Below are 17,779 nucleotides of genomic sequence, written 5' to 3'. Positions count from 1 at the left end.
AAATGCGCATGCATGCTGATGTAATAATTGAAGTGCCCTTTCATGATGTCGATACCATGCATGTGGTGTGGCACGGGCATTATTTAAAATATTTTGAAATTGCACGTTGCAAACTGCTGGATCAATTTCACTATAACTATAACCAAATGCGTGACTCGGGCTATGCATGGCCTGTCATTGAAAGCTATGTGCGCTATGTACAAGGCATCGAGTTTGAGCAGAAAATTCGTGTGCGCGCCGTTTTGAAAGAGTGGGAAAATCGCTTGAAAATTGAATATCTGATTTTTGATGCGGTCTCGGGTAGAAAGTTGACCAAGGGCTTTACTTCGCAAGTGGCAGTTCATATTGAAAAACGTGAAATGTGTTTTCAATCCCCACAAGTGTTATTGGACTGTTTAAATGCATGGCCTGAGTTTAAAGCGGAGTAATACAAGCATGATTCGATACAAATTCCCTCAGCCGATTGTCGTTGCGTGTGTAGCCAGTGCAATGACTTTGCTTGCTCCCGCGGTGAATGCACAAAATACTGAATTGAAGCAGGTGTTTGCTCAGCTTGGTGCAACGCCTGTGGTGCGTGCCCAATTTGAGCAGCAGAAAAAACTGGCAGCATTGAATAAAACCTATGTGTCCAAAGGCACTGTGCTGTTCAGTAAAAACCAAGGCGTGCTGTGGCAGATTCAAAGTCCAGTAAAAGCCGATTTGGTGGTGACACCGCGTAAGTTGGTACAAAAGACGCAGCGTACATCCAGTCAAATTGAAGTCGATAAAACCCCGTATGGCTCTGTAGCAACGATGTTTTTACAGTTGATGTCGGGCAATGAAGCGGCGCTCGCTAAAAACTTTAATGTGGTGTCTGCCAATTACAGTCCGACGCAGTGGAATGTCAGCTTAACGCCGAAAAGCAGCCTGTTTAAAAAGCTTTTTGTCCAAGTCGATGCACAAGGTCAGCGCTATGTGGACCGTATTACGATTTTGGAACAAGCCAATAATCGCACCATCATTCGTTTTAGCCAGCAAACGGCTCAACCTCAAACTTTAACGGCTGCGGAAAATGCGCTTTTCCAATTGGCAAAATAAGTTTAGCGCCCTTTGGCTACTGATTTTGTGTGTCATTGCTTTGGCACTGGGCGCGGCTTGGCTGAATAAAGGCATTAAGATTGAGACCAATATTTTTGCTTTGCTGCCTGAGGCACATCAAGATGCTCATCTGGAACAAGCACAGCAATATGTGAGTCAGCAGTTAAATGACAAAGTTTTTGTGGTGTTGGATGTAAAAACAGATCAGCAATTAGAACAGGCGACGCAAGCACTCAAAACCCAAGCCGACCAAAGTCAGCTGTTTTTACCTGTTCGTCCGCAGCTTGACCCTGATCAATTTGCCCAAGCGCTGTATCAGCACAAAGCAGGGCTATTATCCAAGTCAGATCAGCAGATGGTGCAAGGGCAGGATGCTGCAGCGTTGATGGAGCAGGGCTTATTACAGCTGATGAGTCCAGGCATGCCGATCACGGCTGAAATGCTCAAGCAAGATCCTTTGCTGTTGTTCCCTCGTTATGCAGTAGGTTTAAGTACCTTACAAAGCAATGCCGATATCAATTTAGAGCAGGGCTTTGCGACGCTTCGTGATGAACAAGGCATCTCGCGCCTGATAGTGCTTCAGCTCAACAATAGCCCTTATAACATTGCTTACCAAGAGCAGACTGCTGCGTTTATTCACAATATCAATCAGCGTTTCGGTCAGTTGCAAGTTAAACCGCACTGGACAGGTACGCTGCTGTTTGCACAATTTGGCACCAATTCTGCCAAAGAGGAAATTTCCACCATTGGCGTGGGTTCGACTATTGGGATTCTACTGCTGGTCTGGTTTGGCTTCCGTTCGATACGGCCCATGCTGACGGAAATGGTTGCAGTCGGTACAGGCAGTCTGGTGGCCTTTGCTGTGACCTATTGGGTTTTCGGTGAAATTCACCTGATGACACTGGTCTTTGGTGCCAGTCTGATTGGGGTCTGTGTCGATTTTTCATTTTACTTTATGGCCATGCAGTCTCAGCATCGACAGATCGATGGATTTGCAGTTTTAAAACCATTATTGCCGAGTCTATTTGTGGGGTTGATGACCACGCTATTGGCCTATGTGGTGCTGAGTTTTACCCCATTTCCGGGCTTTAAACAGATTGCAGTCTTTTCTATGGTTGGACTGAGTGCCGCATGGGTGACCAGTATTTTACTACTGCCACGTCTACCTGCGCTGAATGCGGAACCTGCGATACGTACACTGGGTTTTATTGGCAAAGCACGCAGTTATGTGCAGAGCCGTAACACGCTGCGCTATGGCATGATTTCACTGATTGTACTGGTGACAGGCAGTAGCCTCGCCTTTCTGAAAAGTAATGATGACATCCGCAATTTACAAAGTATGGATGCCACCTTAAAGCAGGAAGATCAATATATTCGCTCGCGCTTTATGCAACAGCAAAGCAGCGAATATTTTGTGGTACAGGGCCGAACACCTGCAGAATTAGAACAGCACGAACAGCAACTGCTGGCAAAACTTGCTCCCTTACAGCAGGCTGGAAAGTTGGATGCAGTGCAAGCTTTAGGGCAGTGGATTCCCTCGCTTGAGCAGCAAAAACAGAATATTGCGATGTTACAGGCGATTCCTCAGCACGCTTTAGTGGAATATGCACAAGCGTTACAGCTCAATACCGCCGATGTTTTAAATTGGCAAGCCCATTTAAAAGACCAACCGTTATTGACTGAAGTAGTCTTTAAAGATCATCCCCTGCATTTTTTGCAGATGAGTCCGACACAGCGTTTGGTGATGCTGCAAAATGTGCATGATGTACGCGCTGTGCAGCAGCTTGAAAATGCTGATGTACAACTGTTACGTCCTGTTCAACAACTGTCTGAGTTATTTAAACAGCATCGTGAACAGGCGCAGTGGCTATTGCTGAGTGCTTTGGTGATTTTAGCGATTGGCTTAGGGGCACTTTATGGCAAAAAATCCATTTTGCCTTTGGTACTGCCCGTCAGTATGGCTTTAATGACCACTTTTGCGATTCAAGCCTGGCTGGGTGTCGAGATTAATTTATTCAGCATTATGGGCACCTTCCTGATCATTGGAATTGGGGTGGATTATGCGATTTTCTACCGTCACGGACATGATCATCCACAAGTGGTGGGTATGGCTTTGTTTCTGTGTATGATGTCGACTTTCTTTAGTTTTGGCTTGCTGTCTTTCAGCCATACCTACGCCATTCACAGTTTCGGTTTAACAGTTTTATTAGGCGTTATTTTTTCATTTCTTTATGCCACACTTTTTACCTCTTCCGATGTAAAACATGTTGTGGTTCAACAATATCAGCCAAAGAGCTGAGTTAAAGGGTACAGTGCAATGAGCACCATGCAACAGACAGATGTTTTAATTATTGGGGCGGGGCCATCAGGCAGTTCAGCCGCGGCTTTACTGCGTCAAAAAGGCCATCAAGTCACGGTCATCGAAAAGCAATATTTTCCGCGTTTTTCCATCGGTGAGTCTTTATTGCCACAGTGTATGGTGTTTTTAGAAGAAGCAGGTTTGTTGGAGACGGTTCGCGCACATGCCGATGAATATGCCTTTCAGTTTAAAAATGGTGCGGCTTTTTTAAGAGGCACGCAGCGCAGTTTTTATGACTTTACTCAAAAGTTTAGCGAAGGCCCGGGCACTACATGGCAAGTACGACGTGCCAACTTTGACCAACTTTTGGCGCAGCAAGCTGAAAAAATGGGTGCAGATATCCGTTTTGGTCATGAAGTGTTGGCGGTCGATGTGGCATCTACACAGCCGATTTTGACGGTGAAAGATGCGCAAGGCAACAGCTACCAAATTCAAGGCAAGTTCCTTTTGGATGCCAGCGGTTTTGGCCGCATTTTGCCGAAGTTTCTCGACTTAGAAAGCCCGTCGGACTTTCCGGTGCGTCGTGCGGTTTTTACCCATATTGAAGATGGTTTATTGGATGACCCTGAGTTTGACCGCGAGAAAATTTTAATTACCGTGCATGAAAAAGACCACCGTGCATGGTATTGGCTGATTCCCTTTGCCGATGGGCGTTCTTCATTTGGTATTGTTGCGGAGCAAGATTTCTTTGAAAAATACGGTTATGACGGCAGTGCAGATTACGACTTAGAAGCTTTGCAGAAGCGTATTTTGGCTGATGATGCCAGCTTGTCGCATGTGCTGCGTCATGCTAAACACGATACTCCTGTACGTACTTTGGTCGGCTACTCTGCCGATGTGAAACATTTGGCATCTGAAAACTACGCTTTGCTCGGCAATGCGGGTGAGTTCCTAGATCCTGTCTTTTCTTCAGGTGTCACCATTGCCTTGAAATCTTCTAGCTTAGCGGTGCCGTTGGTCGAACAGGTGTTGCAAGGTCAGACTGTAGACTGGATGGAGCAATACGAGAAGCCACTGCGTAAAGGTATTCAAGTGTTCCGTGCCTATGTTGAGTCATGGTATTCAGGAGAGTTTCAGGATGTGGTGTTTTCGACTCAGCAGGATGAAAAAATCCGCCGTATGATTGCATCTTTACTGGCAGGTTATGCATGGGATACGACTAACCCGATTCATCGTAATGCCAAGCAACGCTTGAGTACCTTGGCAGAATATTGCCGCGAAGCACAACAACAGAAAGAGTTGCTGACTGATGAAACTTAAGCTGTGTTTAAAGACCATCAGTTGGGTTTTAGCCAGTGCTTTGCTCTGTAGTGCCTGCCAAAGTTGGATCCCTAAAGCACAAGGATTGGCGACTCCACAGTGGGCGGCACAAAATTACCAGCGCCAAGATCAAATAGAAGTACAGTGGAAAACCCAGAGTTTTAGTTTTTTACTGTACCAACAGCAACGGGGACAGTCGCTTGATATGTTGGCGCTCAGCCTTACGGGGCAGCAGTTGTTTAAGCTCAGTTTTGATGGTCAAAAGGTTAAAGTTGAACAGCGTATTGAGCCGATGAAGTTGTTGCCTTTTGATTATGTGGTACGCGATATTCTGTATGCGACCTATCCCAATTTTGCTGGATTACATGCTGCTCAAAATGCTGTAGTACAGAAAGATGATACCATTTATATACAGCAACAGCCCGTGTTGAAAATTCAACAAAAAGAGGGGGCAATTGAGCTGGATAATTTGCAAGTGCCGTATCAAATGGTGATCAGCGCGGTGAGCAATACTTTAGAAGATGATCAAGGCGACCATCATGACTAAAAATGTACAGAATGCTTCAGCCGTTGGTATTCAGTTCAGTGCGGCGCTGTCGGCTTTGGGGCAAAATCCCGCTGAGCTTCAACATGCATTAACAAGCACCGAAAATACCTTGTCGCAACGAGAGGATCTGATTGCTAGGCGTACGGTATGGGTAGGTGCTGCTGATCAAACCTTGATTCAAGACATTCCTGAAGTTTTGAGCATTACCGATTCGCGTAATTTACGTTTTGCCTTGACGGCTTTGGCACAAATTGAAACAGAGATTCGTGCCTATACTGCACAGTTTTCGAAACATCGTCTTGCAGTAATCATAGGCACGTCAACGTCAGGAATTGCGGATAATGAGTCTGTCTTAAAAGACCAGTTTCAACAGCCAGTGCCGCAGTCTGTACAGCATCAGAAACAGGAAATGGGCAGTTTGGCGAAAGCCTTACAACAGTATTTGGGCTGGGAAGGGCCTGCCTATACCATTTCTACCGCCTGTTCCTCGGTAGCCAAAGCGATGGCGGCGGGGCAACGTCTGCTGAATGCCGATTTGGCCGATGCTGTGTTGGTTGGAGGCGTGGATACGCTATGTAAACTTACCTTAAATGGTTTTGATAGTTTAGAAAGCTTATCGAGCGGGATTTGTCAGCCTTGTGGTGCTAATCGTGATGGCATCAATATTGGTGAAGCCGCAGGACTCTTCTTATTGTCGAAAGCACCTGCACCTGTGATGTTACTATCGAGTGGTGAGTCAATGGATGCATGGCATATTTCAGCACCCCATCCAGAAGGGCAAGGCGCTGCTGACGCGATGCAAAAAGCATTAGATATGGCACAGCTTAAAGCCCATGATATCGGCTATTTAAATTTACATGGGACTTCTACGCCGCAAAATGATGCGATGGAGATTAAGGCGGTACAGACAGTGTTTTCAGACAACACAGTGGCACTCAGTAGTACCAAACATAAAACAGGACATTGTCTAGGGGCGGCGGGTGCAATCGAAGCCTTTATTTGCCAACAGGTTTTATTAGATCAATCATGGTTACCGCTACATCATGCCGGTGAATTGGATGAAACTTTGGCTAAGCAAAATTATGTGCTCGATCCTAATTTAACAGCGCCAATACGTTATGTCATGAGTAATTCATTTGCGTTTGGCGGTAGCAATATTAGTCTAATTTTGGGAACAGCTTTGCCATGATGGATGCAGTACAGTTTATTCCGCACGAAAAACCCATGGTTTTCGTGAGCCATCTCATTGAAGCGAATGATGAGTTTGCTATTGCAGAACTTCACATCACACCGGATTTGATGTTTTGTGAGCCAGAAGGCTTGCCCACATGGAGCAGCATTGAGCTGATGGCTCAGACCATCAGTGTCTATGCAGGCTATAAAGGACAAACTCAAGGATTGCCACCGAAAATTGGTTTTTTATTGGGAACGCGTAAAATGCAGTTGCCTTGTGCCTATTTTAGTTTGGGCACAACCGTGCGGATTCGGGTCGAACAAAGTTATCTACACGAAGGTTTAGGGCAGTTTCATTGTGAAATTGAATATCAAGAACATCGGTTCAGTGCCATGTTGAGTGTCTTTGAGCCTGAAAATATGAATGAAATTATTGGAAAATTAGTGTGAACAGAAGAATTTTAGTCACGGGTTCGAGTCGTGGAATAGGCAAAGCGATTGCTCTAGAGTTGGCAAAGGCAGGCTTTGATGTCACGATCCATGCCCGCTCAAGACAGTCTGAGGCCGAAGCAGTGGCTCAGGAGATTCAAGCGCTTGGACAAGCGAGCCATGTATTGATGTTTGATGTGAATGAGCGTGAAAATATTGCCGTCATTTTGGAGCAAGATATGGCAGAGCATGGTGCTTTTTATGGAGTGGTGCTGAATGCAGGGCTGACCCGTGATGGTGCTTTCCCAGCATTGACCGATGAAGACTGGGATGACGTGGTTTCGACCTCTCTGAACGGTTTTTATAATGTGCTGAAACCCCTGATGATGCCGATGATCCGCTTGAAAAAGGGCGGACGTATTGTGACCTTGTCTTCAGTGTCTGGAATCATGGGTAACCGTGGTCAGGTGAACTATAGTGCTGCCAAAGCAGGGCTGATTGGTGCGACTAAAGCACTGGCACTAGAGTTAGCAAAACGTAAAATCACAGTGAACTGTGTAGCTCCCGGCTTGATTGAAACTGAAATGGTGACTGAAGAAGTGAAGGAACATGCTTTAAAAATGATTCCAATGCAACGCATGGGGCAAGTGGAAGAAGTGGCTAAAGCCGTGAAGTTTTTATGTAGTGATGATGCCAGTTATATCACCCGCCAAGTGATTTCAGTCAATGGGGGACTGATCTAATGAAACGTGTTGTTGTGACAGGAATGTCTGGAATTACCTCTTTAGGCGAAACCGCGGACCAAATTTTTGAACAATTTGCAAACGGCAAAAGTGGCATTCGTTATATGCCTGATTGGGAAATTTATCCCGATTTACGCAGTAAATTGGGCGGCCCAGTCGAGTCTTTTACCGTACCTAAGCATTTTAACCGCAAAGTGACTCGAGGTATGGGGCGCGTTGCTTTAATGTCTGTGGTCTGTGCTGAAAAAGCATTAGAAGATGCAGGTTTGTTAAATAATGACATTTTAAAAAATGGTGAAACTGGTGTCGCGTTTGGTTCATCTGCGGGAAGTGTAGATGCTGTACGTGAATTTGGTTCAATGTTGATTGATAATAATATGAACCAAATGAATGCGACGACTTATATTCGGATGATGTCGCATACCAGTGCAGTGAATATGACCATCTATTTTGGTTTGAAAGGTTTAACGTTGCCAACTTCAAGTGCCTGTACCTCAGGTTCTATGGCCATTGGGCAGGCCTATGAAGCCATTAAATATGGTAAGCAAACCGTAATGATTGCAGGTGGTGCAGAAGAATTGAGTGCCGCAGGTTCAGCCGTGTTCGATGTACTGTTAGCGACCAGTGTGCAAAATGAACGTCCAGAGACAACTCCGCGTCCGTTTGATGCGAACCGAGATGGTTTGGTCGTGGGAGAAGGTGCAGGTTGCCTCATTTTAGAAGAATATGAACATGCTCAAGCACGTGGTGCGACCATTTATGCCGAGATCGTTGGTTATGGGAGCAATACCGATGGTCAGCATGTGACGCGACCTGATTCTGAAATGATGGGACGTTGTATGCAGTTTGCACTGAAAGACGCACAGCTTACTGCCGCGGATATTGATTATGTCAATGCGCACGGTACCTCGACTGATCAGGGCGATATTGCTGAATCACAAGCGACTGCACGTATCTTGGGTAAAAAACCAATCAGCTCATTAAAAAGTTATTTTGGGCATACACTTGGGGCTTGTGGTGCTATTGAGGCGTGGCTGAGTATTGAGATGATGCATCGCAATCAGTTGGTCCCTACGTTAAATTTAGATCAGATTGACAGTGCTTGTGGTGATTTAGATTATATTGTTTCAGGTATGCGTTCAGCAGAAACGCAAATTATGATGAGCAACAATTTTGCTTTTGGGGGGATTAATACCTCCTTGATTTTTAAACGTGTCTAATAAGATAAGGGTAGAACAATGTTATTTAAAAAAATCTGTGCAGTCGCTGTATTGTCTTTAAGTGCGATTGCATCAGCTCAAGCTGCCGATAAAATGTATGATTTTAAGTTTCAAGAAGCAGTGAATCGCGCTGTTGCAGATGGTGCACTTGATGGTTCTGTGAAGTTTTATTTGGCAGGAACTAAGTCGGGCGGTAAAGTGATTGAAAAAGGTTTAGTGACCAATAAAAAGACCAATGGTTTTGCCAAGTCTGCGGAAACGTCATGCGATCATGTACTGCGTTCAGCACTGATCCAATTCCAAAATACAGCCAAAGCCAATGGTGCAAATGCTGTGACCAATTTGGTGAGTTTCTATAAATCGAATGAAACGCGTAGTACGACGACTTACCAATGCGCTAAAGGTACAGCGCTCGCAGGTGTAGCATTAAAAGGGGACTTGGTGAAATTCTAGAGTAATACGGAACGTTGACCGTCACGTATAGAAAACATCACGTATAGAAAATTAGTTTTTTAGATTGTTTAAACTCGGATTTGCGTAAATCCGAGTTTAAATTTGAACCTATTAGATTGTTAACAACATTGTATATCGGTCACACACATTCCGCGATGAGAGCTGTTATAGCATCAGTAATCGTCTATCTCACTCAGCATGGATCTTTAAAATTTAGAATCATGCATTTCCCCATTTTTTGACATCATGTGGTTTTCTAGATTTACGATAGCCGCGCTGATGCATATCAATCTTTGCTTCAAGCTATTGAATTCTTTCCTGAGCTAAAGGTACTTTCGTAAAGTTATTGAAATGAATGTTGTTCAGGCGGTTTGTACGTTAAATTTTTTTACGCTTAGCTTCTATTTTAATCGCATACTTTTTAAAACATCATCCTTTAAAATAAAATGATGAAATAGAGCTGCCAAGGCGTGTAGTCCAATCAAAGTAATAAAAATATTAGCAATAACTTGATGAATTTCGCCAAGACCAAAGTTTTTTGGCAATTGTATTAGAGGTAAATCCACGCCAAATAAACTGAAATGTGTTTGAGTTGCTGACAACGTCAACCAGCCTAAAAAAGGCACAATAAATAAGCATAAATATAAACATAGCTTCATTAATTTAAAGGCTTTTTCTTGTACTGTAGATATAAAGGGAGTTTCAGGAAATTGAGTTTTAAAGCGGATATATAAAAAAATACGGATAAAGAAAAAAATAAAAACGGCAATACCAGCGATAACATGTGTTTGACCAAGTAGCTGATCCTGAATAGGGCTCTTACTAGTAAAGTATGCAATTAATACAAAACATAAAGTTATCCAATGCATAAATATGACGGGTTGAGGAAATTTGGGTTTTGATGTAATCATAGAATTTCTCATGTATTACTTTTATTAGGAGTATTATATACTTTCTATTCGGTTGATATAACACAGTTTATTTAATTGTTTGATTTGAAATAAATATCTGTAGAAATTGAATTGTTATTTCAGATGCTTTAACATCATTTTTATTGACTTGACCTGTTTATCAGCTTTATGTCTTATTTAAATGGAGCAAGTACTTAGAAACTATATATAACTCTGCATGTTTAAAAGCCCACTTTGGGTAGTAAAGCAATGTCGGTATATAACTTGAATAATAAATTAGTCTTTTAACTCAAACCGTTCCAAAAACTCATTCAAACTATCAATATTTTTAAACTTGATTCTTTTCACACTCCCTATATTGAAATGAATGACAACACTTAGAGGTGCTTAATTTTTAATTTCAATATATTGAATTAAATTAATATTTATAACAATATCATATACTTTAATAAACATCTGAAAGCCGTATTTATCTTGTATGATGCGGATAATAGTTGGGAAATATTACAAAATTAATATTTAAAATAGAAAAATGGAAACCGATAGTTCACGGAATAATTCTTGTGCTTCTATCATTCTATTTGGTTTTAGAAATTATTGATAAAATTATCTTTTATAGCCCGAATATTTTACAGAATTAGAAGTAGATCGAATTTTGTACCATTTTACTTTCTTTTAAAATAATAGCTAATTATGTCGCATAATTTAAAAAAATCGTTAAAAATTAATAACTAAAATTTATAATTTTATTGGCGTATTCATTTAAATGTAATGTTCATTCAGAACAATACGGCTTTCCTAAATTCAACTGACTCGAATACGAAAGCTCATGAATGAATCGTTAAAATCAAATCTATTATTAACATGTATTAAAAGAAGTTTATTCATTCCAATTATTGTAGGCGCTGTATTGCTTACAGGGTGTGATGGTGAGAGTTCAAATACATCGAATGGTTCAAATAATTCGAATAATACTGCTGTTGATAATTTGGGTAGTAAGACGAATGATCCGAGCTTATATTTGGCTGATACGCCCAAAATTATGATGGCTGATAATTTTCGAGATATTTCTGGCAATAGTATTTCAACAAACTATGTCAATACTGATGGTTTAAAATTAAGACGAGGTCTTATCTATCGCTCTAACTATTTGCCTCTCAATGAAACAGATTTAGAGACCTTAAAATCATTAAAAATTCAAACTGTGTATGACTTAAGGACGAATTCAGAGCGAGAAAAAAGTCCAGATATTTTAAGTCCAGAGACCAATATCGTCATGATTAACATTGCAGGTACTTCAGATAGCGCATTACCTCCAGGGATTAATACACCAGAAGATATGATCAATATATTCGGTAGTTCAGTAGCAAACATGGCTGCCCATGATGAAGGTGCTCAACAACGTTATGGTGCTGCAATCAATAGCTTGATTTATACAGATGGGGTACAGGTTTTTCATTGTACTGCTGGTAAGGACAGAACGGGTTGGTTGACTGCAACGATTCAGTTACTTCTGGGGATGAGTTATAATGATGCCATCAAAGATTATTTATTAACCAATGAATACACGGCTGATCGTGTTAATGCGATGTATCAATATATGGTGAGCACTCAGGGTGAAGCCGCGGCAAATATCTTCCGACCTGCACTAGATGTTCGTGAAGAGTTCTTCAAAGCTCAATATGATGAAGTAATTAAGGTTTATGGCAGTATTGATCAGTACGCGACCAAAGGTTTAGGTTTATCAAAAGAAGATATTGAAAACTTAAAAGTTAAAATTTTGATTGGTTATACCGCTAATAAATAATTTGAAAGTTGTATGTAAAGTGAAGTTAATCTTCATCTTTTGTGATTGGTAGATTTTTGCTGTATTTGGAATATTCCATGTCCAAAATCATGAATAGCAATAGTGGACAAGGTCTGGTTAAATCCATAGATAGTTTTAATTTTCCACTGAAACAAGCGGTTAATTTAACTAAGCAGGTTCTAACATGCGAGCGTGAGTCTCTTTTTTAGAAACAGGTTCACCAGATTGGGGCTTTGGGTTCCTCATAAATACATGTGATTGTCTCAAATTCATCAAGGGGTTTGATAACATGTCACAGGATCACTTTTATGCTATGCGATAACAAGCGCTTAAAAATCTTGTCACGTTAATGAATAGATATTTTTCTCTGAAATCTCTAAACTAGTACTGAATTTTAAAGCGCCTGTTTTTGTTCTAGCCAAACTATCTGTCTCATCCAAGTATTGATCAATTAATTCTGAAATTTTTGTGTGTAAACCTAGCCTCTAGGTTAATCATTTTTTTCTGAATTTAATTCAATTTCTATTTCAGTTCATTGTATCCACTCATCTGCTAGTGATTTTTTTACTGAAAGTTCTTGATGTCTAAGCGTGGGTAGGTTTTGCGCTGAACCGAGTTCTAGAGCGTCCTGTACCATTCATAAGTTGAAGTTTAGTGCTTACCCTTATTGCTCCATAACTTTTATAAGGTGCAATAGGGTGAAACAAAGGTTTATTGACCGTCAACTAGAAGCGATTAAACAAAGTTAAATGAGGTTTAAGAAATTGAGTCAAAACAACACTATTCAGGAATTGTTTGATAAATCAATAGATAAAAAACTTTGGGTCGCTCCTATGGCAGGTGTGACCGATCGCCCATTTCGTACACTTTGTAAATACTTTGGTGCAGGGCATGCAGTCAGTGAAATGATGACTGCGGATAAAACCTTGCGTATGAGCAAAAAAAGCTTATATCGAGCTAATTTTGATGGAGAACTAGCCCCAATTTCAGCACAAATCGCGGGTTCAGATCCAAAAGATTTGGCAGAGGCGGCACGTTACCAAGTCGCAAATGGGGCACAAATCGTCGATATTAATATGGGGTGTCCTGCCAAGAAAGTTTGTAATAAGTTGGCTGGTTCTGCTTTATTACAAGATGAAGATTTGGTCGCACGAATTTTAGATGAAGTGGTTGCTGCAGTGGATGTACCAGTCACGCTCAAAACGCGTTTGGGCTTTTTAAATGGTCATGAAAATATATTACGTGTGGCGCAAAGAGCCGAGCAAGCAGGTGTTGCTGCTTTGGCATTGCATGGGCGTACTCGTGAGGACATGTATTTAAATACCGCACGCTATGATTTAATCAAAGAAGTCAAACAGTTGCTGAATATTCCAGTGATTGCCAATGGTGATATTGATAGTCCTGAAAAAGCCAAATACGTATTGGATTATACTGGTGCAGATGCAATTATGATTGGACGCGCGGCACAGGGTCGACCTTGGATTTTTAGAGAAATTGCGCATTATTTAACAACTGGCCAGCACTTGGCAGCACCAGACATTGCTGAGGTTAAAGAAGTATTACTGGGACATCTTATTGAACTATATCAATTTTATGGTGAATATTCGGGCTGCCGCATTGCACGTAAGCATATTGCTTGGTATACCAAAGGACTACGCGCAAGTAATGAATTTCGTCAGAATATGTACAAAGTTGAAAGTACAGCAGAACAGGCCCAAGTAGTTGAAAACTATTTCAATCTACTATTAAGCGAGGGTCAAACCATGCTTGATGTTCAAGTTGAGCAAATTAATTTGCTAGATGTTTAAAAGTCAGATATTAAAAGCCCAGCGATTGCTGGGCTTAGTATTTATTGTACTTGACTTAGTTCTAATAGCAGTTGATTAATCAGATCAGCAGCTTCCAATTCACGAATTTGCGCTACATTCGAGCCTGCCCAAAATGCTCCATAACCATGGTTACCTTGCTGACTTGCTGCGGTATGTAATTGTTTGGCTAAATCATAAGTGTATGGATAAGCGGGTACAGCAGGACGGTTCGGCTGATCAATTTCAGTATGCCAAGCATTCACCAATCCACGCGCAGGACGACCAGAAATACTGTCTGTAATTTGTGTAACAGGTGTATTTAATAATGCTTTACGGTAAGCAGCATTCGCATTTGAACTTTTACACTGAACAAATGCAGTGCCGAGCTGCACGGCTTGAGCACCAAGCTGTAGCATCAGATATGCTTGTTGACCCGTCATAATTCCACCTGCTGCAATCACTGGAATATGGCAGTGTTGGCTTAACAGTTGCACCAAATCGGAGGTTTTGATCGCACCATCAATACTTTGATTAAAAATGCCACGATGCCCACCTGCTTCAATTCCTTGAGCAATAACAATATCAATGCCTGCTGCTTCAATTGCAAATGCTTCTGGCAAGTTCGTCGCAGAAACCATAGTAAGAATACCCGCAGCTTTTAATGCTGTGATTTGATGTGGGTGCGGAATACCAAAGTGAAAGCTGACGGCTTTAGGGCGTGTTTCAAGCACAAGATTTAAAAAATCATCATTGTCTAAAAAGCTTGGATAAATACATTCGAGCTGTTGCGGAGCAGCGACATTTAAGCGCGAAAATTGAGGGCTTAGATATTCGATCCATTGTGCTGCAATTGCTGGATCTAAAGCGTGGCTTTGGTGGCAGAAAAAATTCACTTGAAATGAACGATCTGTTAAGGCTTGAGTTGCAAGAATTTGGTCACGCGCTGAATTTACGGAGCTTGCGCCTAAACCTAGTGAACCCAATCCGCCTTGATTAGAAACCTCTGCTGCCAAGGTGGGGGTTGAAACACCTGCCATAGGGGCTAGAAAAATAGGATGTTTAATTTCTAGTTGTTCTAATAAAGACATAATTAGGCTCCATGTATTTACTTAACTGTGCCCAAGCTCAATAAAATAAGCAAATAATATTCACTATTTAATCTAGAAATATGTTTTGAGAAATACTGAAGGTGAGCCCTAATTTATGCTTGGAGTTGGTGTTTTTTAAGCATTGCAGTGAATCAACACGTTTTACAGACAATAAAAAACACCCTATAACAGGGTGTTTTTTTTCAAAAAATATTACTGTTGTGTTTTTTCTTTTACATCGCCAGCACCTTTTTCCACAGCACCTGCAACATGCGCTGTAGCATCTTTAGCGGCATCTTTCACATCATTTGCAGCAGCTTCAGTTTTAGCAGCAGCCTTGTCTGTTGCAGCATCGATTTGGCTTGCTGCATGATCAGCAGCAGCTTCAGTTTTGGCAGCAGCTTCACTTGCTGCATTTTCCATATCATGGCCAGCTTGTGTAGCTGCATTTTCCAAATGTTCGCCTGTTGTAGCACCTGTTTCAGGGGCTTTTTCTTTACTACATCCAACCAAAGTCACAGCAGCAGCAAGACCTAAAGCAATAAGCATTTTATTCATAAGAAGTTTCCTTTTTATTGGTTTTATCCGCATAAGGGATAGACAAAATATAAAGTAAATTTGCTGAAAGTATGATCAAAAAATGTTAAGCATTTGTAATTATTATTAATAGTCAGAAGTGGATGTGAAACATAGTGCTGGTGTCATGTAAGTCGTCAATGATGCCTTTTGAACCAATAAAAATGTTAAATTATTAAGATATACTTTATAGTATAAAGTGATTATGAAGAGCTACTTTTTGCATGACTTGTTTTATCTTTAATGAGTCTAAAAATCTTAGTTTGACTATAAGGTATTGTTTTGAACAAAAATGCCAATCGAATTTATATGAATACATATTTAAGTTCATTATTTAATCATCTTTTAAAACAATGATTTAATGAGATTTTGAGCATTAAATACATAAAAATATTAAGGGATTTTATCATCTGTTTTTTTATTAAATGTTAAAAAATGATGTTTAATGTCAATTAAATAACCTATAATGTGAAATAAGTCACACTTTTGTTGTTTGGATTAAGTCATGATTTTACAACAATACAAAATTGTTTTTGGCGGGACCATGGGGGCAGGTAAATCTGCTGCAATTAAAACACTCTCAGATGTAGCAGTCATCAGCACAGAAGCTGTGAATACAGATACTCAAGCGCATTCTAAACTTTTGACCACTGTGGGTATTGATTACGGTGAGATTAGGCTAGATGACGGTACACAAATAGGCTTATATGGAACGCCAGGGCAAGACCGGTTTGATTTTATGTGGTCAATTGTCTGTAAAGGGGCGATAGGAATTGTGTTGCTGATCGATCATAGCAGCTCTGAACGATTGCTTGATTTAGAATTCTACTTAAATGCATTTGAAAACTATGGTTCTAATATTGTGGTGGGTATAACACATATAGATGTAGAACATGAATTAAAGCTAAAAAATTACAGAGATTGGATGCGAATCCACCAAAAAAATTATCCTATATTTGCTGTAGATGCACGTGAAAAAGATGACGTGTTACTTTTAACTGAGACACTAATAGCAATGCTTGAAAGTCAAAATCTGATTGCTAGTTAAAGACTTTAGTCATACGCAATTATATGATTTTATGAACAATATTAAATGAACCAATAGTTTTAAAGGCTATCGCCGATAAAGATATTTGACTGGATGAAATACGCTATCACTTTTAAGAATTACATGAACAACGGGTTTGGATTCATTAAAGTTAAGCGTGGGTTTATTGTGGGAATCACTGAATGATTGATGGAATTGTCAGTGTAAGGATGTGTTTTAAATCTTGAAATTATGGTTAATTTTGAATGAAGAGCATTTTAAATATTGCAGTATTTGGATTAAGTTTAAACACCTTAGATCATATTAAAACGCAGGTTTTACTTGCGCTGCCATCTTCCACTCAGGTGAAATGGGTAAATTTGGCAGAGAAGAAAATTGATCTGTTGCTTGTTAATGATGCGTTCTTTAATGCACCAGGTATTCAGAAAGTTTTGAGTAATTCTCAAATTGCCTATTTGCGTTTAGTTAAAAAAGTTGAACATGCTGGCCATATTATTGGTGATCAACTGTTTTATCCATTTTCAGATTTAGAGCATTTACATGAATGGTTGTCTGAAAAATTGGTTCAAGTCACAACTATGCCTTTTTCATTGCCAGTAAGAGAAGCCAAAGCGATCTCTATATTGCCATCAATTATTCCTCAGGTTGAAATATCAACGGAGCAGGTTTTTACAGAAATATTTACTCCTAGAAATGGTTTTATTCAATTATTTGATGCCAGTGGTTTTTTAGCATTGATTGATACACGTACAGAAAGGGTGTGGGTAGAAGCAGGTAAAACCATTCAGCTCAATTCAACCTTAAATCAAACCTATGCAACCGCCCAATTTGTGCAAGAAATGACAAAGAATAAAGAGGTTTATGATTTACGCGTATGGTTGTGGAAAGTAGTAAATGCATCAACAGATTTGAAATTACCGATGGTTGATCTTAATCAGAATTTTAAACTCGAAATTTGGCCACAATTTGAACGTGATTTGAAGCGAAATGAGTTTTTAAAAATGGCAGCATGTTTCTCACATGGTGCAAAAATAAGCGATGTGAGTCATTTTTTGAGTTTAAGTCATGATCGGATATTGAATTTTGTATCTTGTGCTGTTTTACTGCAATTGGGGCGTTTTGTAAATCAAAATGAAGTGAAATTTCAGGAAGATACAAAACAAGTAGAATCTGGCCAAGGACATAAACTCCGTAGTTTTATTGGTAAATTACGTAAAAAACTTGGCTTATAAATAATCTGCACCTAATCATTATTTTAACGGGGTAATTCCCATATCAAG

Annotated in this window: 17 protein-coding genes; 14 read left to right on the top strand and 3 right to left on the bottom strand. The window is 40.4% G+C overall.

Annotated elements, in window-relative coordinates:
* Positions 1 to 8: 8 nt before the first annotated feature.
* The 10 genes from E0H87_RS01945 to E0H87_RS01900 all read left to right on the top strand — a co-directional run bounded on the left by E0H87_RS01945 (position 9) and on the right by E0H87_RS01900 (position 9,261).
* Positions 9 to 428, top strand: a complete 420-nt coding sequence (locus E0H87_RS01945) for an acyl-CoA thioesterase (RefSeq protein WP_131321894.1) — start codon at positions 9 to 11, stop codon at positions 426 to 428.
* A 61-nt stretch (positions 429 to 489) separates the two neighbouring features.
* Positions 490 to 1,077 carry an outer membrane lipoprotein carrier protein LolA gene (locus E0H87_RS01940; protein WP_227547305.1) on the top strand — a complete coding sequence of 196 codons (588 nt, stop codon included), beginning with the start codon at positions 490 to 492 and terminating at the stop codon, positions 1,075 to 1,077.
* Positions 1,052 to 3,376, top strand: a complete 2,325-nt coding sequence (locus E0H87_RS01935) for an MMPL family transporter (protein WP_131321890.1) — start codon at positions 1,052 to 1,054, stop codon at positions 3,374 to 3,376. Before E0H87_RS01940 ends, E0H87_RS01935 begins: the two co-directional genes overlap by 26 nt.
* An 18-nt stretch (positions 3,377 to 3,394) precedes the next feature.
* On the top strand, positions 3,395 to 4,696 hold the full coding sequence (locus E0H87_RS01930) for an NAD(P)/FAD-dependent oxidoreductase (RefSeq protein ID WP_131321889.1): 1,302 nt from the start codon (positions 3,395 to 3,397) through the stop codon (positions 4,694 to 4,696).
* Positions 4,686 to 5,243: a DUF3261 domain-containing protein gene (locus tag E0H87_RS01925; protein WP_131321888.1), complete on the top strand. Its 558-nt coding sequence runs from the start codon at positions 4,686 to 4,688 to the stop codon at positions 5,241 to 5,243. The genes E0H87_RS01930 and E0H87_RS01925 overlap by 11 nt, the downstream gene beginning before the upstream one ends.
* On the top strand, positions 5,236 to 6,432 hold the full coding sequence (locus tag E0H87_RS01920) for a beta-ketoacyl-[acyl-carrier-protein] synthase family protein (RefSeq protein WP_131321886.1): 1,197 nt from the start codon (positions 5,236 to 5,238) through the stop codon (positions 6,430 to 6,432). Before E0H87_RS01925 ends, E0H87_RS01920 begins: the two co-directional genes overlap by 8 nt.
* The gene (locus tag E0H87_RS01915) at positions 6,429 to 6,866 is read left to right on the top strand and encodes a 3-hydroxylacyl-ACP dehydratase (RefSeq protein ID WP_131321884.1); all 438 of its coding nucleotides are present in this window, start codon (positions 6,429 to 6,431) and stop codon (positions 6,864 to 6,866) included. The genes E0H87_RS01920 and E0H87_RS01915 overlap by 4 nt, the downstream gene beginning before the upstream one ends.
* Positions 6,863 to 7,588, top strand: a complete 726-nt coding sequence (locus E0H87_RS01910; protein WP_131321882.1) for a 3-ketoacyl-ACP reductase FabG2 — start codon at positions 6,863 to 6,865, stop codon at positions 7,586 to 7,588. The genes E0H87_RS01915 and E0H87_RS01910 overlap by 4 nt, the downstream gene beginning before the upstream one ends.
* Positions 7,588 to 8,808, top strand: coding sequence for a beta-ketoacyl-ACP synthase (locus E0H87_RS01905; RefSeq protein WP_131321880.1), 1,221 nt, complete (start codon positions 7,588 to 7,590; stop codon positions 8,806 to 8,808). Before E0H87_RS01910 ends, E0H87_RS01905 begins: the two co-directional genes overlap by 1 nt.
* Positions 8,809 to 8,826: 18 nt before the next feature.
* Complete coding sequence (locus tag E0H87_RS01900; RefSeq protein ID WP_131321878.1) at positions 8,827 to 9,261, top strand: excinuclease; 435 nt, start codon at positions 8,827 to 8,829, stop codon at positions 9,259 to 9,261.
* A gap of 401 nt (positions 9,262 to 9,662) precedes the next feature.
* On the opposite strand, the gene E0H87_RS01895 is transcribed toward E0H87_RS01900, so the two are convergent.
* Positions 9,663 to 10,172: a cytochrome b gene (locus E0H87_RS01895; RefSeq protein ID WP_165493927.1), complete on the bottom strand. Its 510-nt coding sequence runs from the start codon at positions 10,170 to 10,172 to the stop codon at positions 9,663 to 9,665.
* Between the two features lie 829 nt (positions 10,173 to 11,001).
* On the opposite strand from E0H87_RS01895, the gene E0H87_RS01890 reads away from it, so the two are divergent.
* Positions 11,002 to 11,979, top strand: coding sequence for a tyrosine-protein phosphatase (locus E0H87_RS01890; protein ID WP_131321874.1), 978 nt, complete (start codon positions 11,002 to 11,004; stop codon positions 11,977 to 11,979).
* 764 nt (positions 11,980 to 12,743) lie between these two features.
* A complete protein-coding gene (gene dusB / locus E0H87_RS01885) occupies positions 12,744 to 13,787 on the top strand; it encodes a tRNA dihydrouridine synthase DusB (RefSeq protein WP_131321872.1) in 1,044 nt (347 codons plus the stop codon).
* Positions 13,788 to 13,828: 41 nt separating this feature from the next.
* On the opposite strand, the gene E0H87_RS01880 is transcribed toward dusB, so the two are convergent.
* Together E0H87_RS01880 and E0H87_RS01875 are read right to left on the bottom strand one after the other, a co-directional pair.
* Positions 13,829 to 14,875, bottom strand: a complete 1,047-nt coding sequence (locus tag E0H87_RS01880; RefSeq protein ID WP_131321870.1) for an NAD(P)H-dependent flavin oxidoreductase — start codon at positions 14,873 to 14,875, stop codon at positions 13,829 to 13,831.
* A 213-nt stretch (positions 14,876 to 15,088) separates the two neighbouring features.
* A complete protein-coding gene (locus E0H87_RS01875) occupies positions 15,089 to 15,433 on the bottom strand; it encodes a hypothetical protein (protein WP_131321868.1) in 345 nt (114 codons plus the stop codon).
* 523 nt (positions 15,434 to 15,956) lie between these two features.
* On the opposite strand from E0H87_RS01875, the gene E0H87_RS01870 reads away from it, so the two are divergent.
* Both E0H87_RS01870 and E0H87_RS01865 read left to right on the top strand, forming a co-directional pair.
* Positions 15,957 to 16,499: a GTP-binding protein gene (locus E0H87_RS01870; RefSeq protein ID WP_131321866.1), complete on the top strand. Its 543-nt coding sequence runs from the start codon at positions 15,957 to 15,959 to the stop codon at positions 16,497 to 16,499.
* A 245-nt stretch (positions 16,500 to 16,744) separates the two neighbouring features.
* On the top strand, positions 16,745 to 17,731 hold the full coding sequence (locus E0H87_RS01865; RefSeq protein WP_131321864.1) for a hypothetical protein: 987 nt from the start codon (positions 16,745 to 16,747) through the stop codon (positions 17,729 to 17,731).
* The last annotated feature ends 48 nt before the right edge of the window (positions 17,732 to 17,779 follow it).

It is taken from the genome of Acinetobacter sp. ANC 4178 (assembly GCF_004331175.1).
Lineage (GTDB): Bacteria > Pseudomonadota > Gammaproteobacteria > Pseudomonadales > Moraxellaceae > Acinetobacter.
Note: the sequence above shows the minus strand (reverse complement) of the source record. Positions and strands in the feature narration are given on the sequence as shown.